28 protein-coding genes, 2 tRNA genes and 1 pseudogene are annotated in these 23,996 nt (G+C 56.4%); 16 read left to right on the forward strand and 15 right to left on the reverse strand.

Annotation, left to right across the window (positions count from 1 at the left end):
• Positions 1-103: 103 nt before the first annotated feature.
• Complete coding sequence (locus ACIOMO_RS06960) at positions 104-2,998, forward strand: ATP-binding protein (protein WP_401239307.1); 2,895 nt, start codon at positions 104-106, stop codon at positions 2,996-2,998.
• On the opposite strand, the gene ACIOMO_RS06965 is transcribed toward ACIOMO_RS06960, so the two are convergent.
• Complete coding sequence (locus tag ACIOMO_RS06965; protein WP_401239309.1) at positions 2,963-4,399, reverse strand: ATP-binding protein; 1,437 nt, start codon at positions 4,397-4,399, stop codon at positions 2,963-2,965. The genes ACIOMO_RS06960 and ACIOMO_RS06965 overlap by 36 nt on opposite strands.
• A gap of 89 nt (positions 4,400-4,488) precedes the next feature.
• A complete protein-coding gene (locus ACIOMO_RS06970; RefSeq protein WP_401239312.1) occupies positions 4,489-5,439 on the reverse strand; it encodes a GlxA family transcriptional regulator in 951 nt (316 codons plus the stop codon).
• A gap of 220 nt (positions 5,440-5,659) precedes the next feature.
• Between ACIOMO_RS06970 and ACIOMO_RS06975 the strand changes: the two genes are divergently transcribed.
• Positions 5,660-6,382 (forward strand): pirin family protein, encoded by a 723-nt coding sequence (locus ACIOMO_RS06975; protein ID WP_282354517.1) that lies wholly within the window; start codon positions 5,660-5,662, stop codon positions 6,380-6,382.
• 48 nt (positions 6,383-6,430) lie between these two features.
• Here ACIOMO_RS06975 and ACIOMO_RS06980 read toward each other — a convergent pair whose 3' ends face one another.
• Together ACIOMO_RS06980 and ACIOMO_RS06985 are read right to left on the reverse strand one after the other, a co-directional pair.
• Positions 6,431-6,868 carry a hypothetical protein gene (locus tag ACIOMO_RS06980; protein WP_282354515.1) on the reverse strand — a complete coding sequence of 146 codons (438 nt, stop codon included), beginning with the start codon at positions 6,866-6,868 and terminating at the stop codon, positions 6,431-6,433.
• A 238-nt stretch (positions 6,869-7,106) separates the two neighbouring features.
• Positions 7,107-7,982 (reverse strand): LysR family transcriptional regulator, encoded by an 876-nt coding sequence (locus ACIOMO_RS06985; protein WP_400750155.1) that lies wholly within the window; start codon positions 7,980-7,982, stop codon positions 7,107-7,109.
• A 111-nt stretch (positions 7,983-8,093) separates the two neighbouring features.
• On the opposite strand from ACIOMO_RS06985, the gene ACIOMO_RS06990 reads away from it, so the two are divergent.
• From ACIOMO_RS06990 to ACIOMO_RS07005, 4 genes are all read left to right on the forward strand, one after another.
• Positions 8,094-9,377 carry a YbfB/YjiJ family MFS transporter gene (locus ACIOMO_RS06990; protein WP_401239317.1) on the forward strand — a complete coding sequence of 428 codons (1,284 nt, stop codon included), beginning with the start codon at positions 8,094-8,096 and terminating at the stop codon, positions 9,375-9,377.
• Positions 9,378-9,439: 62 nt separating this feature from the next.
• A complete protein-coding gene (locus tag ACIOMO_RS06995) occupies positions 9,440-10,438 on the forward strand; it encodes an NAD(P)H-quinone oxidoreductase (protein ID WP_401239319.1) in 999 nt (332 codons plus the stop codon).
• 109 nt (positions 10,439-10,547) lie between these two features.
• Positions 10,548-11,492 (forward strand): alpha/beta hydrolase, encoded by a 945-nt coding sequence (locus ACIOMO_RS07000; RefSeq protein ID WP_401239321.1) that lies wholly within the window; start codon positions 10,548-10,550, stop codon positions 11,490-11,492.
• Positions 11,493-11,650: 158 nt separating this feature from the next.
• The gene (locus ACIOMO_RS07005; RefSeq protein ID WP_282354504.1) at positions 11,651-12,064 is read left to right on the forward strand and encodes a VOC family protein; all 414 of its coding nucleotides are present in this window, start codon (positions 11,651-11,653) and stop codon (positions 12,062-12,064) included.
• A gap of 57 nt (positions 12,065-12,121) precedes the next feature.
• On the opposite strand, the gene ACIOMO_RS07010 is transcribed toward ACIOMO_RS07005, so the two are convergent.
• Positions 12,122-12,451, reverse strand: a complete 330-nt coding sequence (locus tag ACIOMO_RS07010; RefSeq protein ID WP_053119016.1) for a hypothetical protein — start codon at positions 12,449-12,451, stop codon at positions 12,122-12,124.
• 197 nt (positions 12,452-12,648) lie between these two features.
• On the opposite strand from ACIOMO_RS07010, the gene ACIOMO_RS07015 reads away from it, so the two are divergent.
• The gene (locus tag ACIOMO_RS07015) at positions 12,649-12,927 is read left to right on the forward strand and encodes a hypothetical protein (protein ID WP_401239325.1); all 279 of its coding nucleotides are present in this window, start codon (positions 12,649-12,651) and stop codon (positions 12,925-12,927) included.
• 63 nt (positions 12,928-12,990) lie between these two features.
• Here the strand turns inward: ACIOMO_RS07015 and ACIOMO_RS07020 are convergent.
• Positions 12,991-13,059: transfer RNA gene (locus tag ACIOMO_RS07020), tRNA-Ser, on the reverse strand.
• A 223-nt stretch (positions 13,060-13,282) separates the two neighbouring features.
• On the opposite strand from ACIOMO_RS07020, the gene ACIOMO_RS07025 reads away from it, so the two are divergent.
• A complete protein-coding gene (locus ACIOMO_RS07025) occupies positions 13,283-13,642 on the forward strand; it encodes a hypothetical protein (protein ID WP_401239328.1) in 360 nt (119 codons plus the stop codon).
• A 14-nt stretch (positions 13,643-13,656) separates the two neighbouring features.
• Here ACIOMO_RS07025 and ACIOMO_RS07030 read toward each other — a convergent pair whose 3' ends face one another.
• The 4 genes and pseudogenes from ACIOMO_RS07030 to ACIOMO_RS07045 form a co-directional block, all read right to left on the reverse strand.
• Positions 13,657-14,079, reverse strand: coding sequence for a cell wall hydrolase (locus tag ACIOMO_RS07030; protein WP_401239331.1), 423 nt, complete (start codon positions 14,077-14,079; stop codon positions 13,657-13,659).
• Between the two features lie 173 nt (positions 14,080-14,252).
• Positions 14,253-15,116: a class I SAM-dependent methyltransferase gene (locus ACIOMO_RS07035; protein ID WP_401239334.1), complete on the reverse strand. Its 864-nt coding sequence runs from the start codon at positions 15,114-15,116 to the stop codon at positions 14,253-14,255.
• Positions 15,117-15,299: 183 nt separating this feature from the next.
• Positions 15,300-15,941, reverse strand: a complete 642-nt coding sequence (locus ACIOMO_RS07040) for a tail fiber domain-containing protein (RefSeq protein WP_401239337.1) — start codon at positions 15,939-15,941, stop codon at positions 15,300-15,302.
• Positions 15,942-16,128: 187 nt separating this feature from the next.
• A pseudogene (locus ACIOMO_RS07045) lies at positions 16,129-16,392 on the reverse strand (phage tail tube protein); the annotation flags it as partial.
• 75 nt (positions 16,393-16,467) lie between these two features.
• Between ACIOMO_RS07045 and ACIOMO_RS07050 the strand changes: the two are divergent.
• Together ACIOMO_RS07050 and ACIOMO_RS07055 are read left to right on the forward strand one after the other, a co-directional pair.
• Positions 16,468-16,932, forward strand: coding sequence for a hypothetical protein (locus ACIOMO_RS07050; protein WP_401239340.1), 465 nt, complete (start codon positions 16,468-16,470; stop codon positions 16,930-16,932).
• 75 nt (positions 16,933-17,007) lie between these two features.
• Positions 17,008-17,385: a hypothetical protein gene (locus ACIOMO_RS07055; RefSeq protein ID WP_401239343.1), complete on the forward strand. Its 378-nt coding sequence runs from the start codon at positions 17,008-17,010 to the stop codon at positions 17,383-17,385.
• Between the two features lies 1 nt (position 17,386).
• Here the strand turns inward: ACIOMO_RS07055 and ACIOMO_RS07060 are convergent, their stop codons facing one another.
• Entirely contained in the window at positions 17,387-18,058 is a 672-nt protein-coding gene (locus tag ACIOMO_RS07060; protein WP_401239346.1) for a DUF4145 domain-containing protein, read from the reverse strand.
• Between the two features lie 150 nt (positions 18,059-18,208).
• On the opposite strand from ACIOMO_RS07060, the gene ACIOMO_RS07065 reads away from it, so the two are divergent.
• Entirely contained in the window at positions 18,209-18,610 is a 402-nt protein-coding gene (locus ACIOMO_RS07065) for a hypothetical protein (protein ID WP_401239348.1), read from the forward strand.
• Positions 18,611-18,684: 74 nt separating this feature from the next.
• Here ACIOMO_RS07065 and ACIOMO_RS07070 read toward each other — a convergent pair whose 3' ends face one another.
• Both ACIOMO_RS07070 and ACIOMO_RS07075 read right to left on the reverse strand, forming a co-directional pair.
• On the reverse strand, positions 18,685-19,320 hold the full coding sequence (locus tag ACIOMO_RS07070) for a hypothetical protein (RefSeq protein ID WP_401239351.1): 636 nt from the start codon (positions 19,318-19,320) through the stop codon (positions 18,685-18,687).
• A 95-nt stretch (positions 19,321-19,415) separates the two neighbouring features.
• Positions 19,416-20,180: a DUF4145 domain-containing protein gene (locus ACIOMO_RS07075; RefSeq protein WP_401239354.1), complete on the reverse strand. Its 765-nt coding sequence runs from the start codon at positions 20,178-20,180 to the stop codon at positions 19,416-19,418.
• A gap of 54 nt (positions 20,181-20,234) precedes the next feature.
• On the opposite strand from ACIOMO_RS07075, the gene ACIOMO_RS07080 reads away from it, so the two are divergent.
• Genes ACIOMO_RS07080 through ACIOMO_RS07100 form a run of 5 tightly spaced genes read left to right on the forward strand, consistent with a single transcriptional unit; the run spans position 20,235 to position 23,370 of the window.
• The gene (locus tag ACIOMO_RS07080) at positions 20,235-20,963 is read left to right on the forward strand and encodes a hypothetical protein (RefSeq protein WP_401239357.1); all 729 of its coding nucleotides are present in this window, start codon (positions 20,235-20,237) and stop codon (positions 20,961-20,963) included.
• 47 nt (positions 20,964-21,010) lie between these two features.
• Complete coding sequence (locus ACIOMO_RS07085) at positions 21,011-21,325, forward strand: hypothetical protein (RefSeq protein WP_401239360.1); 315 nt, start codon at positions 21,011-21,013, stop codon at positions 21,323-21,325.
• A 56-nt stretch (positions 21,326-21,381) separates the two neighbouring features.
• A complete protein-coding gene (locus ACIOMO_RS07090) occupies positions 21,382-21,855 on the forward strand; it encodes an SAM-dependent methyltransferase (protein WP_401239363.1) in 474 nt (157 codons plus the stop codon).
• Between the two features lie 46 nt (positions 21,856-21,901).
• On the forward strand, positions 21,902-22,318 hold the full coding sequence (locus tag ACIOMO_RS07095) for a hypothetical protein (protein WP_234451752.1): 417 nt from the start codon (positions 21,902-21,904) through the stop codon (positions 22,316-22,318).
• Complete coding sequence (locus ACIOMO_RS07100; protein WP_401239455.1) at positions 22,219-23,370, forward strand: tyrosine-type recombinase/integrase; 1,152 nt, start codon at positions 22,219-22,221, stop codon at positions 23,368-23,370. Before ACIOMO_RS07095 ends, ACIOMO_RS07100 begins: the two co-directional genes overlap by 100 nt.
• Before the next feature lie 82 nt (positions 23,371-23,452).
• Here ACIOMO_RS07100 and ACIOMO_RS07105 read toward each other — a convergent pair.
• Positions 23,453-23,529, reverse strand: a tRNA-Pro gene (locus tag ACIOMO_RS07105).
• An 89-nt stretch (positions 23,530-23,618) separates the two neighbouring features.
• A complete protein-coding gene (locus ACIOMO_RS07110; protein WP_401239366.1) occupies positions 23,619-23,975 on the reverse strand; it encodes a MerR family transcriptional regulator in 357 nt (118 codons plus the stop codon).
• Between the last annotated feature and the right edge of the window lie 21 nt (positions 23,976-23,996).

Consider the following 23,996-nt stretch of genomic DNA (forward strand, 5'->3'; position numbering starts at 1 on the left):
GCTCAAACCTGAGGATTATGCCCGGACACCGCGAAACAGACGCCCTGCGCGCTCGCCCAGTGCTGTTTCGTCCTGTCCGCTGCAGCACCGCAGGAGTGAGTGGTTGAGTCTTCCGTCAAATCAGGCCATCGGCTTCGGCCCTTATCGGATTTACCCGGCACAACGGCTGGTGCTGGAGGGTGAGCAACCGTTGCGGCTGGGTCGCCGGGCCATGGAAATTCTCCTGATTTTGCTGGCGCACGCTGGCGAAGTGGTGAGCAAGCAGGCGTTGATGGCCGGAGTGTGGCCGGACAGCGTTGTCGAAGACATCAATTTGCGCGTGCACATGGCCGCCTTGCGCAAGGCACTCGGCGATGGTCAGGCCGGTCAGCGCTACATCGTCACCGTGGCGCAGCGGGGTTACAGCTTTGTCGCACCGTTTCTGCAACAGAACATCGATCAACAACCCGCTGGCACGCACGCTGGGCGACATAACCTGCCGCTGCGGCGCACGCGGATGATCGGCCGCCAAATGCTGGTCGACAGCCTGATGACGCAATTGCCGCGTCAGCGCTGCATCACCTTGGTCGGCCCCGGCGGAATCGGCAAAACCACGGTTGCCCTGCGCGTTGCCGAGCAATTGATCGGGCATTATCGCGATGGCATTCGCTTGCTCGATCTGGCACCGCTGAGTGATCCGCGAATGATCTACTCGCACCTCGCCGCCCTCCTCGACACGTTGCTCAACGATCACGATCCGCAGACCAGTCTGATCAACGCCCTGCGCGATCGGCAAATGCTGCTGGTGATCGACAATTGCGAGCATTTGATCGACGCCGTCGCCCTGCTCAGCGAGAGCATTTTGCGCGGCGCGCCGCAGGTGCACATTCTGGCGACCAGTCGCGAAAGCCTGCGCGCCGAGGGCGAGTATGTGCAGCGGCTGGAATCCCTCGACTGCCCGCCGGACATCGTCCTCGACCGCGCGCAGGCATTGAGTTTTGCCGCCCTGCAACTGTTCGTCGAACGGGCCATGGCCGCTTGCGAAAACTTTGAAATCAGCGACGCCGAACTGCCGCTGGCGATTGAAATCTGCCGACGCCTCGACGGTATTCCGCTGGCGCTGGAGTTGGCGGCCGCGCAAATCGGCGAATTGGGATTGAGCGGTTTGTCGAAGCAGTTGCAGGGGCGTTTGCCGCCCGTGGCGCCGGACAATCAGGATCGTCACGTCACACTGCGGGCCACGCTGGACTGGAGTTTCAATTTGCTCACCGCTTGTGAGCAAACCTGCTTGCGCCGGCTGGGGGTGTTTCGCGGCGGCTTCACGCTAGAGTCCGCTGCGGCAGTCATTGGTGGCCAGCACCTCACGCCCGGTGAAGTGTTTGGCTCGATCACGCAATTGGTCGCCAAATCACTGCTGAACGTTGAGGTCGGCGATGAAGAGGTGTTCTACCGCTTGCTCGACACCACCCGCCGTTATGCCCTGGAAAAACTCTATATGTCGGGCGAGCTTGGACAGACCCGCAAGCGCCACGCGGAGCGCTGTCTGGCGCTGATGCATCAGGCGCAGAGCGCTTGGGAACACACGCCGACCACGCTGTGGATCGAGCGCTATGCGCGAGGTCTGGAAGATTTGCGCGCGGCGCTGGACTGGAGCCTGAACGGTGACGGCCCGGATGAGCTGGCGATTCGATTGGCCGCCGCTTCCGCGCCGTTATGGCAGGAACTGTCGCTGCTCAAGGAATACGGCGGTTACGTGCGTCAGGCGCTGTCCCTGCTCGAGGATGCAGAGACGCCGTGTCCGCGTCTGCAAATTGCCTTGAATCTCGCACTCGGCAGCGCCTGTTATCACACTTGGGGCGGCACCCCGGAAACCATTGAGGCTTTCGCCAGTGCCACTGCGCTGGCCCATCAGCATGGCGATGTCGCCGGGCAACTGCGGGCGGTGTCGGGGCACATGGCGGTCAATCTCAGTTGTGGGCATTACCAAATGGCTCTTGAGCAGAGCGAACAATTCGATCGCCTCGGCCTGCACGGTGATCCGCTTTTGACATTAAGTACTCACCGTTTGCGCGTGCTGGCGCTGCACTACGCCGGCGAGCAGACGCAGGCGCGCATCCACGCCGAACAAGTGATTCAGCGCATGGCGCAGAGCGGTCACCTCAATCGCTTCACCCACGGTTTCGGCGTGCAATACGACCAGAGCGTCGCTTCGCTGACCGTACTCGCCCGCGTGTTGTGGTTGCAGGGTTTTCCCGAACAGTCGTGGAATACGGCGCGGCAGGCGCTGGACATCGCGGTGCAGATCAATCATGGCACCTCGATTTGCTACACCCTGGCGCTGGCCACTTGTCTGATCGCGCATTACAACGGTGACCAACAGAACGCGCGGGCCTTGCTGCGTCTTTTGCTGGAGCAGTCGCAGAAGCATTCGGTGCTGCTGTTTCATACGTGGGGGCGGCATTACGCGCAGGTGATTGATGCTGAGACGGCAACGGTTGTGCGGGCGGAGGGTGGCGGGTTGATCCGGGAAATCATGGTGACGCTGGACAGTGGTTTTGTGGAAGATGCGTTGCTGGAGCGGGCGCGCAGTGGTGCGGCGGGTTGGAGCACGGCGGAGATATTGCGGGCTCGGGCGGAGCAGCTTTTGGCTGAAGATTTGCAGTGTCTGGACTGGCCTCTTCGCGAGCAAGCCCGCTCCCACATTGGATTTGTGTCAGGCATAGATCCCTGTGGGAGCGGGCTTGCTCGCGAAGGCATTAGCCCGATCACCACAAAATCCCAAGAAGCAGAACACCTCCTGCTCCAGGCCCTGTCCATCGCCCAATCCCAAGGCGCACTGGCCTGGGAGCTACGCAGCGCCATGTCACTGGCCCAGCTCTGGCAGCAACAATCGCGCTACCTCGAGGCCCTTGATCTGCTGACCCCGATCTACCAACGTTTCACCGAAGGCTACGCCACCCCGGACTTGCGCAAAGTGCGCCAGCTACTCGACAAGTTGCGCAATCAAACGCAAGCCTGAAACCCGGGATGACCGCCGCAGAAAATGTAGATGGCGATGTTCAAAATCACCGCTGATGAGTTTTGCCCGCGCGTACAAACGAGTGGTGTTGAGCATTCGATAGTGCAACGCCCCCTCCCCGCGCTTTACCGTTAGTAATGACTTCTGCACCAGTTGATCAATGATCAACTGCCCGTGTGCCTCGGCGAGCACCGCCAGCGCCGCCTCAAGCGTAAAAGCCACTTTGAACACCGACAAACGTTGCAGCACCCGCTGCTGTTGTTCGCTCAAGCGCTGATAGCTCCAGTCCAGCGCGGCTTGCAGGGTCTGATGCCTTGGCTCAGCAGTACGACGGCCCTGCAACTGCAGACAATTGCCTAACTGCGCCTGCAATCCCACCAGCGCCAGCGCATCAATTTGCGCTGCCGCCAGTTCTATCGCCAACGGCAAACCGTCGAGGCGCCGACAGATATCGCGCACGACTTCCAGATCCTGCAGCCGCAGGCAAAATCCCTGCTGACGTGCGCGGGCGCGGCTGACAAACAGCTGCACCGCCGAATAACCCATGGTTTCTTCGACACTGTCCAGCGCGCTCGACGGGGGAAGGCTCAGCGGTGGCAGGTGCTGCACGGTTTCCAGAGCGGCTTGCAGCGCTTCGCGGCTGGTCACGAGGATCGACAAACGCGGCGCCGCATTCAGCAGTTTCTCCACCACAGACTTGCAGGCGTCGCGCAGATGCTCGCAGTTGTCGAACAGCAACAGCGTGTGACGACTGGCCAACGTGGCGAGATCGGTATTTAGCGTGAGCAAAACGTGATCAAACAGCGCAGTGCCATCGTCGACAAGCGCCAGATCCACCCGCCACACGCCATCGCGAAAGTGCTGCAGCAACAACTCGGCCGCGCGCAAAGCCACCGTGGACTTCCCGACCCCGGCCGGGCCCGTCACGCTCATCAACCGGCACAACGGCAGTTGCCGCACCATCAAGCCGACTAACGAATCGCGGCCGGTCACCGGCGACAGGCGTGCCGGCAGATTGTGCTGGGGCGCCTGCAGGGTTTCGAACACCACTTGCGCGGCATTGTCGCCCTGCACCGGGGCGACGAAGCTGTAACCGCATTGCGGCACGTTGACGATGTAGCGCTGGCCATTTTCACCGTCACCCAGCGCTCGGCGCAGCGCGGCAATGTGCACGCGCAAATTGATCTCTTCGACCACCGACGTCGGCCAGACCAGCGCAATCAAGTGCTCCTTCTTGACCACTCGACCGGCGCGCTCGACCAGCACTTGCAGAATGTCCAGCGCGCGCCCGCCCATGCGCAATTGCCGATCCCCTTCAAGGATCAGCCGCTGGCGCAAGTGGAACGCGTAAGGGCCAAAATGCAGCACTGACGCCGAGGTCAAATCGATGGGGCTGTTCATGCCATCATCTTGGCAGCCTCAAGTGACGGTACAACTGCCACGCGGGGCGCAACACGGACTTCCGGGTGCGCGAAACGGACAGAACCGCTCTAGCTGAACTGTTCGCGGTACTGCGCAGGGGTCAGACCGAGCTTTTCTGCAAACAGAAAACGCATATGGCGGACGCTGCCGAAACCACTTTTGTAAGCCACGGTTTTCAGCGGCAAGTCGCTGGTTTCCAGCAAATTACGGGCGCAATCGATACGCGCACTTTGCAGAAACTCCATCGGCGTCATGTCGACGTCACGGCTGAACAGGCGCGCGAAATGCCGCGCACTCATGTTCGCCAGTCCCGCCATGCGCTCGATGGTGAAAGCCTCGTCGAGGTGTTCAAGGACGTAATTCTGCACGCGGGTAATCGGCGTTTCCTGCGGCGCAACCGCTGCCATCAATGGGCTGAACTGCGCCTGACCACCTTGGCGTTTCATGACGACCAGCAACACTTTGGCGACATTCTGCGCGAGCGTCTTGCCGTGGTCTTGAGCGACTACGGCCAACGCCAGATCGATGCCCGCGGTGACCCCGCCCGAAGTGATCAAGTTGCGATCCTCGACGAAAATCTGATCGGTCGCGACGTCTGCCTTGGGAAATCCCTTGATCAGACGTTCGGTGTAATTCCAGTGGGTGGTCACGCGATAGCCATCGAGCAACCCGGCGTGTCCCAGCACAAATGCGCCGGTACAGATTGACCCGTAGCGCTCGGCCCGATTGACCGCGCCCTTCAACCAATTGAGCAACGGCGGAGACTTGTCGTTGTAGGCACCGGGGCCGCCCGGCACCAACAGTAAGTCGTAGTACTCGTCTGTCTGCTCAATATGGCGGTCGGCGTGTACCAACACGCCATTTGAAGCGCGCAGGGGGCCGGGCTCGGTACCCAGAGTGGTCAATTGGTAATGTGCTTCAGCCTTCAAAAAGCGGTTGGCGACCGAAAACACTTCCAGTGGCCCGGCCATGTCCAGCAGAAGAAAGTCGGGGAACAGCACCATTGCCACGGTTTTCATGGAAGATTTCACTGAGTTCAAAGAAAGAAAGACGCACCGGATACGCGAGGCATTATGGCCAACTGCAGCGCAGACGTCGGAAAAAATGCGTGAACCACCGCGCAAAACTGTCAACCTGATCAGGACAGTCTTTCAATTTTCATCTACTTATTGCACTTGGCAATTACCAGTAACCTTCTCCTCACTCGGACGAATTAACGTCCCGTAAGGAGATTTCATCATGCTGACTCTTCGCAAAGCCTCCGATCGTGGCCTCGCCAATCATGGCTGGTTGAAGTCGTTCCACACCTTTTCCTTCGCCAGCTACCGCGACCCGCGTGAACAGGGTTTCTCTGACCTGCTGGTGATCAACGATGACCGCGTTGCTGCCGGTAAGGGTTTCGGCCAACACCCGCACCGCGACATGGAGATCTTTTCCTACGTGCTGGAAGGCGCGCTGGAACACAAAGACACCTTGGGCACCGGTTCGGTCATCCGCCCCGGCGATGTGCAACTGATGAGCGCCGGCAGCGGCGTGGCGCACAGCGAGTTCAACCACTCGGCGACCAAGCCTGTGCACTTCCTGCAAATCTGGATTGTGCCGGAAGTCAGTGGCGCCAAACCGCGTTATCAGCAGGAGCATTTCAGCGCCGAGAAAAAACGCGGTCGCCTGCAATTGATCATCTCGCCGGACGGCAAAGATGGATCGCTGAAAGTGCGCCAGGATGCGCGAGTGTATGCCGGCCTGTTCGATGGCAAGGAAAGCGCCACACTGAAACTGGCCGCTGACCGTTATGCTTACGTGCATGTGGCACGGGGCAGCGTTGAACTCAATGGCGTGCAATTGCAGGAAGGCGATGGCGTGCGGGTTCGTGACGAACAGGCACTGACCTTGAGCAATGGCGTAGACGCCGAGGTGCTGGTGTTTGACTTGCGGCCGCAGGAATTGCCGCAGATGCCATAAGCAGTATTTCAACGCCAACAGAAACGGCCTTCTTTTGAAGGCCGTTTTTTATTGTGGCGGTACCGGTATTTGCAACGAGGCCGGCTTTTGCACGCTGATGTCTTTGCCCAGTTGGATTGCTGCGAGCGTAGTCTGCAGGGTAGTCAGCACGGCGGCTTGATTGGCGAAGTGCGCGGCCACAACGATGGTGATCACTCCGAAAAAATGTACGGCAGTCGCTGCCCAGTAATTAGCCTTCACAGTCGAGGCCTGTTTGATGGCTTCTTTCGACTCTTCGGCGATTTTTTGCACTCCGGCCCACATCAAATCATAGCGTTTATCGCGCTCTGCTTGAGTCTGATCCCGCTCCAATCGAGTATTGTCCCGCTCGGCCTGGGCCGAAAGAAAGGCATCGAATCTCGCCGACACGCCCTCAAGCCGAGCATCCATTCTGGCTTCTATGGTTTCTATCTTTGCATTGAATTCTTCGCGACTGATTGCACTCATGGTTTGGGTATTCCGACCTTGTCTCGACAGGTCACTGATTAAGTTTTGACTGAATTCCGTAGTTTTCAATTCGACACCTTCCTGGGTCTACCGATACCGTCCCTGGTACTTCACATCAGTGCGAGCCTTTGGCCTCTCACCGAGCTGTCGTAACGATAGAACTCGCCCAGTCGGCTGACAAGCCAGCCGATTCTGCCTGTTTTGTAGGCCGTTTCGTCAGAAGACGTAGCCCTTGCATCTAGTCATTCTCAGCTGCAAACACGTCGACAATCTGCTCGATCACCGCCCTCACCCGCGCGGTATGGCGCAGATCCGCGTGGGTCACCAGCCACACGTCATACGGTAACGGCCGAGTGCGTTCGGGCCAGAGCCTGACCAGACCGTCGCGCTCGCCCATGTACACGGGAATTTCTCCTACACCGAGACCGGCCGCCATTGCCCGGCGCACCAATAGGCTGGAGCCGAGGCCGGCAACAATCCGCCCGCGAGTCATCGGTTCAGAGACCAGCGTCAGGTCTTTGTTGCCCTGCAAATACGGCTGATAGACCACCAGATCATGCCCCTCGAACGCCGAGCCCGGTTGCGGAATGCCCTTGGCATCGACGTACGCTTGCGAAGCGAACAGCCCCACCGGCCATCGGGCAATCCGCCGGGCGATCAGATCCGGATTGTCCGGCCGCGTGTTGCGCACGGCGATGTCCGCCTCGCGCTTGGCCAGGCTGAGAATCTGCGTGGACGCGTCCAGTTGCACGCGTACGTCCGGGTGCAACTCGTGCAGGCGGGCAATGGCCGGAATCAGAAAATCGATGGCCAGCGAATCGGTGGTGCTGACGCGCACATTGCCGGTCAGGCGGTCGTCGAGCCCCTGAATCTGTCGCTCAAGCTCCAGCGCCGAATGCTCCATTTTCTCCACGTTCTTCAGCGCGGCCTCACCCACCGCCGTCAACGCGTAACCGTCGGAGGTGCGCAGGAACAACGTCGCACTCAAGGATTTTTCCAGCGCAGTGATGCGTCGCCCTACTGTCGCTTGATCAACTCCCAGCACCCGCGCTGCGCCGCGTAACGTCGACTCGCGACAAACCGCGAGAAACACCCGCGCATCATCCCAATTCATGCTGTCTCCTGATGATGCAATTCCGCATCAGTGCGCCGCTTAATCGCTGCGCGAATGCAGCAACGATAGCCGATATCCTCAGCGCCATATATCTTCCTCGAGATCGCTCTCATGCGTACTTCATCATCAACCGGCCTCTGGCTGCCGATCTTCGCCGGACTCTGCGCCAGCCTGGTCAGCATCGGGCTGGCGCGGTTTGCTTACACACCGCTGATTCCTGCGCTGATTCAAGCGCAATGGTTTTCTGCCAACGACGTCGTGTACCTCGGCGCCGCCAACCTTGTCGGCTATTTGATCGGTGCCCTGCTCGGCCGTCCTGTGGCGCGGCAACTTGGCAACAAAAATGCGCTGCGCCTGATGATGTTCGCGGTGACTGCGGCATTTTTCGCCTGTGCCTATCCGCTGTCAGTGAGCTGGTTTTTCGGCTGGCGACTGCTGTCGGGGATTGCCGGTGGCGCGATCATGGTGCTGGTGGCTGCGACCGTGCTGCCGCATGTGCCGACCGCGCGCAAAGGGCTGGCCAGTGGCGCGATTTTTCTGGGGATCGGTTTGGGCATCGCCGGCTCGGGGACGATTGTGCCGCCGCTGTTGAGTTTGGGTCTGCAGGCGACTTGGCTGGGGCTCGGCACTTTGTCGCTGGTACTGACGGCGTTGAGCTGGTTCGGCTGGCCTGCGGATCTGCCGCAGCCGACCGCTTCACATGATGTGGCGGCGACTCAAACGACTCCGCCCGGCGTTTATCTGCTGTTCGCTCAATACGCCTTCATGGCGGCGGGTCTGGTGCCGGCGATGGTTTTTCTGGTGGATTACGTGGCGCGCGGACTCGGTGCCGGGGCGCATGTCGGCGCGTTGGTGTGGGTGATGTATGGCGTGGGCGCGATTGTCGGGCCGGTGAGTTATGGCTTTCTGGCGGATCGGTTGGGTGCGCGTACAAGCATTCGACTGGTGCTCGTCGTGCAGGCAATCACGCTGGGGCTGCTGGCGGTGTCGCATTCCTTTCTGGCACTGGCGCTGCTCGCGGTGATTCTCGGCTCATTCCCGCCGGGCATTGTGCCGCTGGCCCTGGCTCGTGTGCATGAACTGGTGCCGAATCATCATCGCCAGCAAATCGCCTGGAGCCGCGCCACGGTGTCGTTTGCCACGTTTCAGGCGCTGGCCGGGTTTGCCTATTCGGCGATGTTCAATGCCACGGGCGGCCATCACGCGTTGCTGTTTGTGATTGCTGCTGGTGCGATTGCGCTGGCGCTCATCCTGGAGCTAGCCATGAACCTTTGGACACGCACAAAACAATGTAGGAGTGAGCCTGCTCGCGAACGCGGTGTGTCTGGCAACCCTGCATCGACTGCCCCGACGCCATCGCGAGCAGGCTCACTCCTACAGGGGTGCGGGGATTGACCTGAATTTATTGATCGACGCAGCACTCCCATTTACACAAACCTTTGCTGAGAGGACTCTGCATGTCTTTGCCCACCGAAATGACCCAAATCCAAATCACCGAACCCGGTGGCCCGGAAGTCCTGCAACCCAAACGCGTACCGTTGCCAGTCGCCGCTGAAGGCCAAGTACTGATCCGCGTACACGCAGCCGGCGTAAACCGTCCGGATGCCTTGCAACGTGCCGGCAAATACCCGATGAAGCCCGGCATGGATCCGATTCCCGGGCTCGAAGTGGCCGGTGAAGTCGTGGCGCTGGGCGCCGGCGTCAGCCAGTTTGCCGTGGGCGACCGGGTTTGCGCGTTGACCAACGGCAGCGGCTACGGCGAGTACTGCGCGGTTCCAGCAGGCCAGACCTTGCCGATTCCCGACGGCATCGACTGGATTCAAGCGGCAGCGATCCCGGAAACCTTCTTCACCGTGTGGGCCAATCTGTTCGTGCTCGGGGCCGCCAGCCGTGGTCAACGCGTGTTGATTCACGGCGGCACCAGCGGCATCGGTACCACCGCGCTGATGCTCTGCCGCGAATTCGGCATCGAAACCTTCGCCACCGCCGGCAGCGCGGATAAATGCGCGGCGATCAGCAAACTCGGCGGCCAGCCGATCAACTATCGCGAAGAGGATTTCGCCGCGGTGATCGCCGAGAAGACAGGCGGCAAAGGCGTGAATGCGATTCTCGACATCATGGGTGGCTCGTACCTCAACGGTAATGTCAGCGCGTTGGCGATGGACGGCCGGCTGGTGATGCTCGGTTTCCTCGGTGGCGCACGTGCCAATGACTTCGATCTGCTGGCAATGATGGCCAAACGTGCGGTGATCACCGGTTCGCTGCTGCGCGCCCGCACTGCGGCGGAAAAAGCCGAGATCGCCAGCCAACTGCGCGAGCACGTCTGGCCGGCACTGGCTGCCGGGCGCTGCCTGCCGATCATCGACAAGGTCTACCCGCTCGCCGACGCGGCCCAGGCCCACGCGCACATGGAGGCCGGCGACCATATCGGCAAGATCGTGTTGCGGGTGATTTAAGCCGTTGCAGCATTTTGTAATCGTTGCCCACGGGCGCTGGTCGAAATTGTCACGCGCAGACCGAGGGTTCTGGTAAAAAGCGTTCTTTGTCTGCGTGGTGAAACGTTTAATGTTCCAGGCCTTCATGACTCGTCTGCGCCGCCGCCGTCTGGCGTTCGCCTGCATGGCCGCGCTGATTATCGGCGTGCCAACGAGTTGTGCCGTGCTCGAACACACCGAACGCAAACTGCTGTTTCGCATCGAACCGGGCACGGCCGGCTGGTATCACGGCTTGCCCGGCAGCGTGCAGGAACTCGACCTGCAACCAAAGAGCTTCAAGGCCGGGCAAAACATTCACGCGTGGTGGTGGCCGGCGGAAAAAGCCAATGCTCCGGCCATTCTCTATTTGCACGGCGTGCGCTGGAACCTGACTGGGCAGTTGTTCCGCATTGAGCAATTGCGCGCAGCGGGTTACTCGGTGCTGGCCATCGACTATCGCGGTTTCGGCCAGAGCCACGGTGATCTGCCGTCGGAAAGCAGCGTTTACGAAGATGCCCGCGTCGCCTGGGAGCGCTTCAAACTGCTGCAACCGGATCCGAACAAACGCCTGATCTACGGCCATTCTCTTGGCGGTGCAGTGGCGATCGATCTGGCTGCAGAACTTGGTCAGGACGCCGAGCGTAATCACACACCGCTACCGGTTCGTGGATTGGTGATTGAATCGACCTTCACCACATTGGCGGACGTCGCCGCGTCTGTGGCCAACACTTCGCTGCCGGTGCGCTGGTTGCTCTCGCAGAAATTCGATTCGATCGACAAGATCGCCGACATTCATATGCCTTTGCTGGTCGTACACGGTCTGGCCGACGCTTTCGTGCCACCGCGTTTCAGTGAGCAACTGTTCAACGCAGCGCAACAACCCAAGCGCCTGTTGTTGGTGCCAGGAGCAACGCACAACAACAGCATGGCGCTCGGCGGTCAAAGTTATCGCAAAGCGCTGGACAGCCTGATGCAATCCAAACCCGCTCCCCGCATGGCCGGGCCTGCTTTGTTAAAAAGCTCAGGTGATTCCTGACCTGGATTCAGACAGTGATAAATCAGACGTTTTTGAGAACGAATCCATCTGGAAAGCTCCGCCCTTCCTGACGTCCAACGCTCTGCTATGTTTTAACCGCCCAACGCGGAACCTGGCGAATAACCGCCGCTCTCCGCGCTACTGCCGGGAGCAGAGACATGAGAATCAACCCGTACCTGATCTTCAACGGCGACTGCCGCGAAGCGTTCACGTTTTACGAACAAGCCTTGCAGGGAAAGCTCGAGGCGATGATGACCTTCGGCGAAACACCCGCCGCCGAGCACGTGTCCAAAGAACATCACCATCTGGTGATTCACACCTGCCTGAAGGTCGGTGATCAGATGATCATGGCCTCGGACACCACGCCCGACCGCCCGACCCAAGGCATGAGTGGCTGCTCGATTTCTCTGAACGTCGACAGCATCGCCGAAGCAGAGCGCGTGTTTAACGCATTAGCCAAGGATGGTCGCGTCGATATGCCACTGGAAGCGACCTTCTGGGCCGCGCGTTTTGGAATGCTGGTCGATCGTTTTGGCGTGTCGTGGATGGTCAATTGCGAAAGCGAAAAATGACACAGACGCCTCGTCAGGCATGAAAAAGCCCAACCGGTTCAGGTTGGGCTTTTTGCGTTAACGCTGGGCCAATTCGTGGCGTATGCACTGTTCGTAATAAATTTGCTTGATCGCCGCCGGTTTGAGCTTCGAGCTGCTGTTGTAGGTCTGCTCGGTGATCCCCATCGCGGTCATGCGCATCCACGGTTGCTTAAACTTGCGCACCTGCAATTGCTTGCGCGCGCCATATAAAGAAACGCCAGACAGCTTGGACTGCTGCGCTCCGGCAGCCATGTCCGAACCCCAGGTGCAGGCAAACTGATGACTCTTGCTAATCTCTTTCGCCTCGACAGTCGAAGCAAAGGCAGCCAGGGAAAGCGTTGCAACGGTGATGGCAATCGTCCGCATATAGCCAACCTAACCTTTTGAAAAAAGGCGATTTTGACCGGATGTTTCCGATCAGGGGGCCAGCAATTTGCCGCCTATTGAGGATTTTTTCAGACTGGAAATAAGGTCGGCGAGGGTTACCGCTCGTCCAGCGCGATGCACCTTTAACGCCCTCGCCCTTCCAATGCGGTACATCCCCAGCGTGGAAGGCTCAGACCATGAACAAGAAAATTGCCGCCCTTTCGCTCGCCAGCCTGCTTGTGGCCGGCCCTGTTTACGTCTTGGCAAGTGAACAAAACACGGCGGGATCCGCTGCGCCGCCGACCGCCATGCCGGGGGTCAATCAGTCGAAAAGCTCGAAAGCCAACGACGAAAAGGCCAGCAAAAAAGGTGAGGAGTCATCAGGTGGGAATGCTGGCGCGCAATCTCATGAGACGGCGAAGGATGCTGCGACGTCGAGTGATTCTGAGGACGTTAAGAAAGAGCCGAGACCGTAATGACAGACACAAAAAAGCCGATTAATTTAATCGGCTTACCTGTCTGATTTTACTCAGGAATTATGGTCGGGACGGAGTGATTCGAACACTCGACCCCTAGCACCCCATGCAAGCGGACTGGCCTACAGCCCGCCAAACCCGAGGCTTCGCGCCGGGCGCTCGCTGCAACGATGCCCAACTGTGCGCAACCGTGTTTTACAAAGTCACTCGGAAAGTCACTGAGCCTTTTTGGCGCCCTCTCCGGCGTTCTGCCGACTGAACACCAATCCAAAACCCTACAGCTCGTCGCCCCACCCTCGCTCACCGGCTGCGCCTCGATTACTGTATATCCAAACAGTACAAGCAAGGCACACCCGTGGATCCCCTCTATATAGAAGACACCGACGATTGGCTCGGCTGCCCGACACCGCTCGAAACCTGCCAGCATCAGCTCAGGATGTACGAAAACGAGTTCGAGGAGCTGACGCTACAGCTGCGCCAGATGCGAGAGCGGATTTTCACGTTGGTCGAAATGAACGACCAACTGTCTGCTGAAAAAACCAAGGCCGCAGCCGATCTGCAAAAAGCCGCCGACAACGTCGCCCGCTTGCAAGACGAACGATCGGAACTGCTCCGCAGGGTGAACAGCATGCTGCTGGTATCGGATCAGCGCGATCACCTTCATCGAGAAAATCAGCGACTGCTTATGGAGAAGCGAGAGCGGGAAAGCCTATAGCGCGGGCACGGCGATCACGGCACATCCTTGAAGAAGACATGGCCGCCCAACTTCAGGGTTTGCTTTGCTTTCAGCGACCAAGCCGGCGCCTTGATGCTGGAGGCGTAGTAGTGCGTGGCGCCGCCGGTGGGATCCGCCACCTTGCCGTCGATCACCTGATCAGCGGCAATCCGCGCCTGCGCCAACTCGCGGTACGGAATCTGGCGTGCGCCAATCAGGAACTGGTAGTTCGGATCGTTCCTGTTCCAGCAGCTGAACTGATACGATTTCTGGCACACGCCCGCATACCCCTCCCCCCACCACGACTTTTCCTTTCCATCGAACACGCGGTTTCGAACTGTCCATGCCACGGCGATCTGGCCAGCCAGACTTTCGCCGCGCGCCTCACCCCATAGCGTGCGCGCAAGGACATCGCGATCTTTCTCGGTGGCACTCATCACTTTTCTCCAGGCAAAGAAAAACCCGCACGATGGCGGGTTCTCGAAAGTAAATAAATTACAGTTGATCGGTTAAAGATACTTGTATCTACATTGAATTAGATATCCTGATCTATTCAATAGCGCTGTACAATTAATTTATCGCTATGATATCTCTCATAACCCCCTACGACTTAATCTGAGTTCTTCCTTGCTATGAGATAAACAATGTCACTTGGCAATAAGCGCAAAACTGGCAGTGACGTAGCAACAGCCAAATACACTAGGAGCTTTGATAGAAAACCAGAGTTTCCAGCATATGAAATTCTTGTATAGAGACCTGCTAGAGTCAGAGTAGGCAACGTACCTGTCTTTATCGTTGAAAACTTGTAGCCACCTAAAAGTTTAGTGAGATTTTTGGAGTTAAAATAATGAACGTGCGGAGATGGTAAATCTTTTTGCCATAGCCTTTCAAAAAAGCCAATTTTCCCAATCAAACCAAAGAGTTTAGAAAGCCGGTAAAAAACCCCCTCACTACTGGGCAGGTTCAGCACCAGTATGCCCCCTTCATTTAATCGGGAGTGACACGCCTGAAGAACTTCGTCAATGCTGGGTATATGCTCGAAAACATCGTTAAACACAATCACATCGAATTTTTCATCATCTTTCAATGCATCAGGAAAATAGCCATTCCTAATAGGTAATCCCTTAGATTGTGTTTCATTGAAAACAGCTTTATCCGGTTCTATCCCAATAACATCGAATTGAGTTGTGGCCGCTTCCAAGAACCATCCATGAGCGCACCCCACATCCAACAAACACCCACCTTCAGGCTTCAAGGATGAGATAACCCCCAACAACTTATTAAAATTTCGCACCCTTATATCACGCAATCCGGACTCTCTAGCCTTCTCATCAACCAACTCGTGAGAAACGGAATTGTTAATTAAAGGTTCAAGAGCTCCTTTTTCGTATAAGCACGATGAGCATTGAAAATGCCAATTTTGGATGCCAGTGATAAGCGGAACATTACAGAGTGGACATATATTATTATTCATAACCAACATCACATCCGTATTTGTTTGGTAGAAAAACAACCTACTACATCATCAGCACGCGGTCTAGCCTGTGCCGACCAATGTAGCTATTCGCTCCGCCCCCCGCATCCTCATGCCCCGTTACAGCTCCTCCTAGCACGATCTGAAATCCAGATCACTCACCGGTTGCGGCAATGGATTGTTTCAAGGATTCGAACCGATCAACGATTCAAGCCTGGCAATTCGCTCCTCCTGACCGCGTGCTATGAACAAAGCGAGCTGGTCATACCTAAAACCGTATCGGTCGCCCGCCTCCCTGCCTTGCTGGGTGATGATCGTTTCGCGAGAGGTTTCCTCCCAAGTGAACGCAGGAAAGTCCTTGTACTGCTCGAAAACTGAATGGGCGGCATTTTCGTAGAGCAGTTCACCAACCGAGTAGATATTTCCCCTGATGATTTCTTGGCTCTGCTCCTCGATCGCCTCCCATTCGTCGTGGCAAATGAAGGCGTATTCCAATGGATCTAACCCCTGTGCCGCCATGATTTCGATGGCGCGCTGAACCGTCATACCGATATGAGTTCTCGCGCCTTCTTCTCCTTTCTCTGCGATGCTCTGCAGCCACTTATAGCCGCCGATTTCCTTGGACAGCGCCATAGCCGCGTTAAGCTCGGCCTGATCCAGTTGGCGTACTTCGGTTTTTTCGCGGGCATCCGAGGTGTTGATTGCGCCAGTTACGCCGTAATAGGTTGCCCAGCGTTGTGCGCTGGTTCCCATATTGGCGCCGCCGTCAGCTGGGGGTACCGCACCGAGCGGTATGACAAGTTGCCCGGAATAGGAATAAATCATTGCCGGGCCGGTTTGAGTATTGTCAGCGTTTACGCTTCGAAACGTGAACCCGCCACTACCGCCACCTCGGTTACATATAAAATTGGACTGTCCATTTCCGCCCTCATTCCAGCCTAGATATAGGCCTTGCACGGCATACCCTGTCGGGGCTAGACCCACTCCTAATTCGTTAAACCTCGGTCGCCCTGCCGCCTGGCAGATTCAGGCGGAGTACACGGGTCTGCTTGTCTTCGTCAGCAGATTCGACAATGGCCACGTACGGCAGGTCAGGATCGTCGGCGACAGTCACCGCCATACTGATTGGGTTCTTGGTCGTTGGAAGCTGGCGATCATCGTCATCCGCCAAAAAGCCGAAGGTGAGGAACTGCTGATCGCCGCCGCTGGAGTTCAAGTCGGTGATCTGCGAGATCTCGGTAAAGCCGGTGACTTCGCGTACGGAACCAGCACCGGAAACGGTGCTCAAGCGGCGCCCGAAGCCGATATCGGCAGCCGACCGCAAGACTCTGCGCAAAATGGCGGACTCGCTATGAAGTCGAAACGCAAACCCAACAACGGTTTCGCCCGGGCTGAACGCAGTTGCCGATCGCTGCTGCGCACCAACCACGTCGCGGTTGTGAACATCGATCCCAGCGGCAGCCAGATCATGGCGAACTGGAAGAGCTGCCGGCAGATCCGCAGTTTGGCGATCGCCAATGCGATCTTCGATTTCTCCTACCGCTGGACGATCTACATCGGCGCCATGTGTCGCGACGAGCGCGGCGCCGAGTACATAAAGTCGGTCGAGATCTCGCCCGAGGGCATCTACAAGGTCGAGCGCCTGACCGATGCCATCGAGCATTACTACCTGGAGCTGCGCAACAGCGCGAACCCGACCCATCTGGTCGCATCGGGTTGGATCGCCATTCCGGATGAAGTTTCGATGGATGAAGCCGAAGCCACGAAGCTGTTCTACGCCGCCGGCGCTTGGCATCAGGTGAAGGTAGCCGCGTGAGACGTATCAGATCCCAACAACGCAAACGACAGACCTGGCTGGACTTGCCGGCCAGCGGAATTGAAGAGGTAGGCCATGGCCGAAGAACAGCAGCTCCCGACGGAAGAGCCGCAGTTGACAGCGGAAGCCATCAAACAGCGCAAGAAGCGCGAGAAGGCAGCAGCAAAGGACGCTGCATTGGGCGTCGAGAAGTTTACGATTGAGGTGGCCGGCGTGTTCAAACCTGACATCAAGCGGGTCATGGCTGCGCACGGCATCAACAACCAGCAGGAGGTTTACCAGCTGCTGCTGATGAACCTGATCGCCGCCGACTTCGAAAGGCAGGCTTTGATGCTTCGATGTGTCACGACACCTTACAAGCCAAGCGTTAAGGTGTCGCGAGCATTTCATGAGTTGAGCAGGGCCGAGCTTTGCCGAGATGCGGACGATGAAATAATCTTCCCGAATCAATGATTCACTTTTTACTATCGGCTGCAGCTTTTATTTTAGCCAAATGCTCTTGACGCTTATTGCGCGCAATATACCAATCTTTAATCAACGTTTCGATCAACTCTATAAGTAATTGAGCCTCTTCAGGATCGACATCTATAATCTCGTTGATATCCTTTTCCATATGCGCGCCAATATTTCCAATTTGGCGAACAGCATCAATTGCAGACCACGTATCAGGATCGACCTCATCCCTCAATGCATCAATTTCATCAACCAAACGCTTTTTAACAATTCCTTTGAAGTCGCGTATTATACCTTGAAGGCATCGTCGCGACAGGGTCGCAGATGCTTTCGGACTCAAGTCTTTAATCTTACATGCTTCTTCATAATCCTGACGTATTGCTAAAGGAACGTATTCAGGAAAAACCAAGGCTAAACTATCGGGCCTCAATGACCACTTACCGAGCAAATCAACAATACCGTAGCTCCCACCAGAAACGCCGAACGTCCCAAACCTAGCCTTAAGGGTAACCTCACGACATTGAGGGTTGGGACATACAATCGAATTGATAGTAACCATCAACTCGGAGTCAAATTTATTATCATCGTTGAATCTTAGACTTGTCCCCGACATATTCTGATTGGTTACAGTTGAGTTATTTCCACAGAACGGGCATCGCCAATTAAACGCCATACGTGTACCTCAAATTTTAAGCGCATTCAAATACGCTATTAGCGCTCGAATAGCGACCCGACACCCTGTCAGGCCAAACACAAATACCCCAACACAAACCAAATTGCCACCACCGATCACGGAGGGCGGCGCCTGACTGGAGAAAAATCCATGACTCACAACTGCGCATACGTCCGGCAGCACTATCAGGTGCCCGCCGAAATCGGCCGCCGCGTCATCGCTTACGGCAAGCCCGGCGTCATCTTGGCAGATCGCGGCCACTACATTGGTGTGGTGCTGGACGAGGATCCGAAGAAGCGGATAGGCAGCTACCACCCCACCCACGAAATGCAGTACCGCGAAATGGCCGAGACGTTGCCGCTGAAAGAGTGGGTGGTCTTGCCGTTCAAGCATGACTGGGATGATCTCGACTGGAACCGGGAAGCCCGCGAAGATCTGGTTAGGGTCTGGGCCGCCACTCGAAGTCAGGCCAAATACAAGGCCTATGAGCGGCTTCAAGATTACTGCCACAGCATCAAGGCGATGCTGCACTTCAAAGTGCGGCGCGCTTGAGTCGAATTCACATATTGCCCTGAACCTAACTCACTACCCGCACAAGTAGCGCCGTATCATATAGATGCGGAAATTTAAATTTTATTTCGAAGCATCACTTTGATTGCTTCCATCGTTTCTATGAATTTTTCTTTCGCTTCCTCATTGCAAGCGTTGAATACTTTGTCAAACTCATTCGATTGCCCTTCAATCATGTCCATCTCATGTGCCTCTTGAATCTCAAGTGGCCTCATCTGAAAGAGCTGTAAGTAAACATATGGCGGCCCCGGAAAATCCCCCTCCTCCTCGGAGGTAATAAATGCCACTGCAGTGTCCCAAGCTTTTTGATAAACCGATAGTGCCGACAATAGCTCCACCCGCTTTTTCTCTTCTTTGGAAATCAAATCAGGGTCATCTGCTCCATTGTTGGCCTGCTGATATCTTAAAATCTCTTCTACTGCCAAAAGATATCCACGATACAAATGAAGATCAGTGATTGCGTCTTTCACTGACTTCAATGCCGAAAATCTCTCCGCATGCCGAAACTGATTCCGCCAATCTCTTAACGTGAAGATGGCGATCATCGCCGCAATGGTCGTCGCCAGGAAACTAACGCACTCCAACCAGTCCTTCAGTTTTGAAAAATCACCAAAGGCGGGACGCCAAGCAACGCCGGCCATGAACAGGCCCATACCAATAACAGAAAATAAAACCAAATCACTACGTTTCATACTTTTAAGCATCCTTAAGCCCATCCCGGGCCGAACACAAATACCCCCACTTCAACTAATCACGCCAGCCATGACGAAGTGTGAACATTTTAAGGTCAGTTGAGGCCAAGCCGATGTAATCGACCTACCGGTCCTTTACGATCGTTTATAGCGGCAGCTAATTCCTTAAGCGCTTGTTTGCGCTCCCCATACACTTCCTCGAGCAGAAACTCCATTATTTCTAATGCATGTAGTGCATCGTCATATTCAATTTCATTGCCTGGATGACTCCCATGATTTCCAATCCAGCGGATAGCATTAAACAGTTCTTTGGTCGACGTTTGATCCTCCGGCAGGAGGTTTATGCGATTACCAAACGATATCCACTTGTCGTTTTCTTTTACCGGAACACCTAACGCGCTTAGAACAAGTTCTGCAGCCGCTCGTATGCTGTTACAACAGGAGCTCGGACTCGTAAAATACAAAGCTGAAGCCACTGTTAAATGAGTAACAACTTCACTCGGCGCTTTGGCTGGATAGTCAATTAGTTGAAGCGGAGGATGAAAATAAGTCGGACTGTAGTATGACTCCCAATTTCTCGTCCAGTGGCCATATTCATCGACATCATGATCCTCTTCCACTACACCATTACCCACCATGAATACTAATTCTTGGCACGTCGAACATTTTAATTCGCAGTGAAAGGTTAGCGTCACATACTCAGGGCCCCACCACTCCTCACCATGTTGTAACTTTGATGCTTCACTTTCATGGGAATGAAACTTTTCATGAAGCCGCAGCACACCGTTATAGCAGTGTGGACACGCGTACTCAAATATAGATGCCTCTCTAAACGCACCTTTCAAAATCGTTTTTTTCATTCCCTACTACCCTGAGATCCGTTGGTCTCTGATCATATGCTTTGAGGTATAGCTATGCCCACAGAAAACAAATCTGCCAAGCCGCAGCCGAAATTTGCGATCGACGCCGAGCCAAAGCCATATCCTGACCGCCTGTGCCGTTTAGATTACGCGGCACACCCATATCGTTGCGGGTGCTTGAGTGGCGACGAAGAAGCGCAGCGGCGTTTTGACGAACACCAGCGCGGCACAAAACTGGCGACAACTGAGAGTGAGGTTACGCGACTCACCGCCGAGCGTGACGCCCTGCAGCAGCGCCTGAACGCAGCGGATCAACTGATCTCCGAGCAGAGAGTCTCGCTGACACGAATTCACGACCGTGCCCACGCCTTCGCCGAAGATGAATGCATTATGCGGGTGGCGTCTGTGGAGGTGATCAGGGACATCGCGGCGCGGGCACTGGGTATGGACGGCAAGCCTCCAACCTACAAGCCGGGTCTCTATGCCGTGCGCCACATCGATAACTGGGATGGCGAGCGCGATGTCGCACTGACTTTCGCCATGCTGGACGCCGACGGCAAATGGACTGAGAAAGAAACCGGTGAGCCCCTGCTGGCGTACAAAGGGGACAAGGTTCTCAGAGCTTGGCCGCTGGATTGTTCCCACGCACCAGACACGCAGATTATTGGTGTGCCGCGTGACTGGCTCCAAGACTGGGCGCTCGAACTTGTCGAAGCAGCGCAGGACGGCGGGCAGATGTCCAATCAAGTCGAACACCTCCTCGAAATTCACTCCAAGCCTTAACTCCCTCCCCCTTCAAAGTCAGCCGCTATAGCGGCAAGGACGAAGTCATGTCTGAAGAAAACCAAGCTCCAGAGTTTGAACTCAACGGCGCCCAGCCGCTGCGACCTCTCCTGCTTTGCTTCCAAGTCGGCGAGTGCGACTGGGTAGCTGCTCGCGATGAGGACGAAGCACGTCGCGTGCTTTCCGAAATGAACGGCGATGACCCATCCGAATATGCGGACTGGGGTGTCGAGCTGACCAGCGATGCTTTCCTCGATAAGCAGTGGGTCGACGAGGAGCCACCCCATCCTGAATGCGGTTGTCTCCGTCAGTGGCTGGCAGAGGCTACCGAACCTTCCTACCTGATTGGCACGGAGGGCTGAGCCATGATCTGCGCCCCGCTCTACATGGTCTACCTCATCTACAAAGGGCCCTGGCGATGAATGCACAAGTTCTCGACCCGTGCAGCGCCAGCCGCATGATGTGGTTCGATAAGTGCGACCAGCGCGCTCTGTTCGGTGACATCCGTGACGAAGAGCATGTGCTTTGTGATGGTCGAGTGCTGAAGGTTGAGCCCAACGTCATCATGGACTTTCGACACCTGCCTTTCCCCGATGCCAGCTTCAACATGGTTGTCTTCGACCCGCCCCACTTGGTGCGCGCCGGTCGTGAAAGCTGGCTGCGACTCAAGTATGGAATCCTCACCGACGACTGGCGCGACGACCTTAGCAAGGGGTTCGCCGAGTGCTTCCGTGTGCTGAAGCCCGGCCAATTTCTTATCTTCAAGTGGAACGAAACCCAGATCCGGGTCAGCGAGATTCTCGCCCTTACCGATGAGCAGCCTCTGTTTGGCCACAAGTCCGGTAAGCGCGAAAAGACGCACTGGATCACCTTCATGAAGCGCCCGGCTTAACTCCTCACTACCTTCTGCCGCCACGCGCGGCATGGAGCAATACCTCATGACAAATCGTAGCGCGGCCCAGGTCGCGCCAATCCTCCCGCGCTTCATTCGCGCCGGCGAGGCATACGGCTATCTCGGCATGTGCCGGGAGGAATTCAACAAAACAGTCCGGCCGAACGTGCGCGAATTTCCGATCGGGAAACAGGGTGTCGGCTTCGACCGGATCGAGCTTGATGAGTGGGCTGATCGCTATATCGAGACCATGGCAATTGAAAAGGCCGCGAATCAGGACAACAATCGCCCTCGCAGCGAGCGCCAGGGCAAGAAGAAAGGAGCAACGCCGTGGCCCAAAAAGCAATCACCGGCCTCCAGCAAATGCCGAACGGCATCTGGAAGATCGACAAAAAGTACAGAGGAGAACGAATTCAAGAGAGTACTGGCACTTGTAACCGCGCCGAAGCAGAGCAGTACCTGATTCACAAGCTGGAGCAATTGCGCCAGCAGAAGGTGTACGGCGTTCGGCGGGTGAGGACGTGGCGGGAAGTGGCGACTCGCTTCCTGCTGGAAGTGAAGGATCAGGCTTCAATCCACATCTCAGCCACCTATATGGAGCAGCTCGACCCGTTTATTGGCGACATGCCGCTGACCCACATCGATGACGATGCACTCGCGCCCTACATCCAGTCGAAGCTGAACCCAGTGGTTGGCAAGCCAGTCACGAACCGGACGGTAAATATCGCGCTTCAGAGGGTCATCAGAGTTCTGAACCTATGCGCGCGTAAATGGCGAGACGAAGAGCGCCGGCCGCTGCTGGACGTGGTACCGATGATTTCCCTGCTCGACGAGAAGACGAACAGTCGAAAGCCCTACCCGCTTTCATGGGAAGAGCAGTCGATCCTGTTCGCCGAACTCCCGGCACACCTTCAGAAAATGGCCCTTTACAAGGTCAATACTGGTTGCAGGGAGCAGGAAGTCTGCAAATTGGAGTGGTCTTGGGAGATTGCAGTGCCCGAGCTGAACACAAGCGTGTTCCTGATTCCGCCGGGATTTGGTGGTCGCAGTGCTCGCGCAGGTGTGAAGAACCGAGACGAGCGTCTGGTAGTTTTGAATGACGTAGCCAAATCGGTGATTGAACAGCAACGCGGGCAGCACCCGGTCTACGTGTTTCCGTTTGGCAAGCCAGATGGTGATGGGAATGAAACGACAGTCCACCGCATGAATGACTCGGCCTGGAAGAAGGCACGGATCCGAGCGGCGAAGAAGTGGCAGGAGAAATTCTTGCGGCCGGCACATGACGGCTTTGCCAGAATCCGAATTCACGACTTGAAGCACACCTTTGGGAGAAGGCTGCGTGCGGCTGGCGTGACTGAGGAGGATCGCAAAGCGCTGCTCGGCCACAAGAACGGAAGCATCACCAGCCACTACTCGGCAGCGGAATTGGATCAGCTTATTGCGGCGGCAAATAAGGTATCAGCAACCGACTCGCGCGCACCAGCGCTGACGATTCTGAAAAGGAGGAAGGCATGAATGAAAAGGCCAAGGTCACTCGAAAAGTCACTATGGCAAAAACGACAAAGCCGCTCGAAAGCGGCTAAGTCATTGAATTATATGGTCGGGACGGAGTGATTCGAACACTCGACCCCTAGCACCCCATGCTAGTGCGCTACCGGACTGCGCTACGCCCCGACTGGTTTTTCATCTCACCCTTCACCTCGAAGAGCGCTCAAGAATATATCGCAAGCTTTTGAAAACTGGAAGTATTCAAAAGCAGCTTTTTATTTCTTGAGAACCACCAGCACGTCTTCCAATTCGGCAATCATCTGGCGAATCATCTGTTTGTATTGGGTGGTGTCGTCTTTGGCTTCATCGCCGGACAGGCGCAAGCGTGCGCCGCCGATGGTGAAACCTTGATCGTAAAGGAGTGCGCGGATTTGCCGGATCATCAGCACGTCCTGGCGCTGATAATACCGGCGGTTTCCGCGGCGTTTGACGGGGTTGAGTTGAGGAAACTCCTGCTCCCAGTAGCGCAGCACGTGTGGCTTTACGGCACACAGCTCGCTGACTTCACCGATGGTGAAGTAGCGTTTGCCCGGGATGACGGGTAGTTCGTATTTATGACTTGGTTCCAGCATAAGCCTCAACTCGGGCCTTCA

Origin of the sequence: Pseudomonas sp. NPDC087804 (assembly GCF_044742965.1) — a bacterium.
GTDB lineage: Bacteria > Pseudomonadota > Gammaproteobacteria > Pseudomonadales > Pseudomonadaceae > Aquipseudomonas > Aquipseudomonas rustica.

Excerpts from the sequence above, each read along its gene's own strand:
- ACIOMO_RS06965 (WP_401239309.1), bottom strand. The coding sequence starts at position 4,399 with ATGAACAGCCCCATCGATTTGACCTCGGCGTCAGTGCTGCATTTTGGC.
- ACIOMO_RS06970 (WP_401239312.1), bottom strand. The coding sequence starts at position 5,439 with ATGAAAACCGTGGCAATGGTGCTGTTCCCCGACTTTCTTCTGCTGGAC.
- ACIOMO_RS06975 (WP_282354517.1), top strand. The coding sequence starts at position 5,660 with ATGCTGACTCTTCGCAAAGCCTCCGATCGTGGCCTCGCCAATCATGGC.
- ACIOMO_RS06980 (WP_282354515.1), bottom strand. The coding sequence starts at position 6,868 with ATGAGTGCAATCAGTCGCGAAGAATTCAATGCAAAGATAGAAACCATA.
- ACIOMO_RS06985 (WP_400750155.1), bottom strand. The coding sequence starts at position 7,982 with ATGAATTGGGATGATGCGCGGGTGTTTCTCGCGGTTTGTCGCGAGTCG.
- ACIOMO_RS06990 (WP_401239317.1), top strand. The coding sequence starts at position 8,094 with ATGCGTACTTCATCATCAACCGGCCTCTGGCTGCCGATCTTCGCCGGA.
- ACIOMO_RS06995 (WP_401239319.1), top strand. The coding sequence starts at position 9,440 with ATGTCTTTGCCCACCGAAATGACCCAAATCCAAATCACCGAACCCGGT.
- ACIOMO_RS07000 (WP_401239321.1), top strand. The coding sequence starts at position 10,548 with ATGTTCCAGGCCTTCATGACTCGTCTGCGCCGCCGCCGTCTGGCGTTC.
- ACIOMO_RS07005 (WP_282354504.1), top strand. The coding sequence starts at position 11,651 with ATGAGAATCAACCCGTACCTGATCTTCAACGGCGACTGCCGCGAAGCG.
- ACIOMO_RS07010 (WP_053119016.1), bottom strand. The coding sequence starts at position 12,451 with ATGCGGACGATTGCCATCACCGTTGCAACGCTTTCCCTGGCTGCCTTT.
- ACIOMO_RS07015 (WP_401239325.1), top strand. The coding sequence starts at position 12,649 with ATGAACAAGAAAATTGCCGCCCTTTCGCTCGCCAGCCTGCTTGTGGCC.
- ACIOMO_RS07030 (WP_401239331.1), bottom strand. The coding sequence starts at position 14,079 with ATGAGTGCCACCGAGAAAGATCGCGATGTCCTTGCGCGCACGCTATGG.
- ACIOMO_RS07035 (WP_401239334.1), bottom strand. The coding sequence starts at position 15,116 with ATGAATAATAATATATGTCCACTCTGTAATGTTCCGCTTATCACTGGC.
- ACIOMO_RS07040 (WP_401239337.1), bottom strand. The coding sequence starts at position 15,941 with ATGATTTATTCCTATTCCGGGCAACTTGTCATACCGCTCGGTGCGGTA.
- ACIOMO_RS07050 (WP_401239340.1), top strand. The coding sequence starts at position 16,468 with ATGAAGTCGAAACGCAAACCCAACAACGGTTTCGCCCGGGCTGAACGC.
- ACIOMO_RS07055 (WP_401239343.1), top strand. The coding sequence starts at position 17,008 with ATGGCCGAAGAACAGCAGCTCCCGACGGAAGAGCCGCAGTTGACAGCG.
- ACIOMO_RS07060 (WP_401239346.1), bottom strand. The coding sequence starts at position 18,058 with ATGGCGTTTAATTGGCGATGCCCGTTCTGTGGAAATAACTCAACTGTA.
- ACIOMO_RS07065 (WP_401239348.1), top strand. The coding sequence starts at position 18,209 with ATGACTCACAACTGCGCATACGTCCGGCAGCACTATCAGGTGCCCGCC.
- ACIOMO_RS07070 (WP_401239351.1), bottom strand. The coding sequence starts at position 19,320 with ATGAAACGTAGTGATTTGGTTTTATTTTCTGTTATTGGTATGGGCCTG.
- ACIOMO_RS07075 (WP_401239354.1), bottom strand. The coding sequence starts at position 20,180 with ATGAAAAAAACGATTTTGAAAGGTGCGTTTAGAGAGGCATCTATATTT.
- ACIOMO_RS07080 (WP_401239357.1), top strand. The coding sequence starts at position 20,235 with ATGCCCACAGAAAACAAATCTGCCAAGCCGCAGCCGAAATTTGCGATC.
- ACIOMO_RS07085 (WP_401239360.1), top strand. The coding sequence starts at position 21,011 with ATGTCTGAAGAAAACCAAGCTCCAGAGTTTGAACTCAACGGCGCCCAG.
- ACIOMO_RS07090 (WP_401239363.1), top strand. The coding sequence starts at position 21,382 with ATGAATGCACAAGTTCTCGACCCGTGCAGCGCCAGCCGCATGATGTGG.
- ACIOMO_RS07095 (WP_234451752.1), top strand. The coding sequence starts at position 21,902 with ATGACAAATCGTAGCGCGGCCCAGGTCGCGCCAATCCTCCCGCGCTTC.
- ACIOMO_RS07100 (WP_401239455.1), top strand. The coding sequence starts at position 22,219 with ATGCCGAACGGCATCTGGAAGATCGACAAAAAGTACAGAGGAGAACGA.
- ACIOMO_RS07110 (WP_401239366.1), bottom strand. The coding sequence starts at position 23,975 with ATGCTGGAACCAAGTCATAAATACGAACTACCCGTCATCCCGGGCAAA.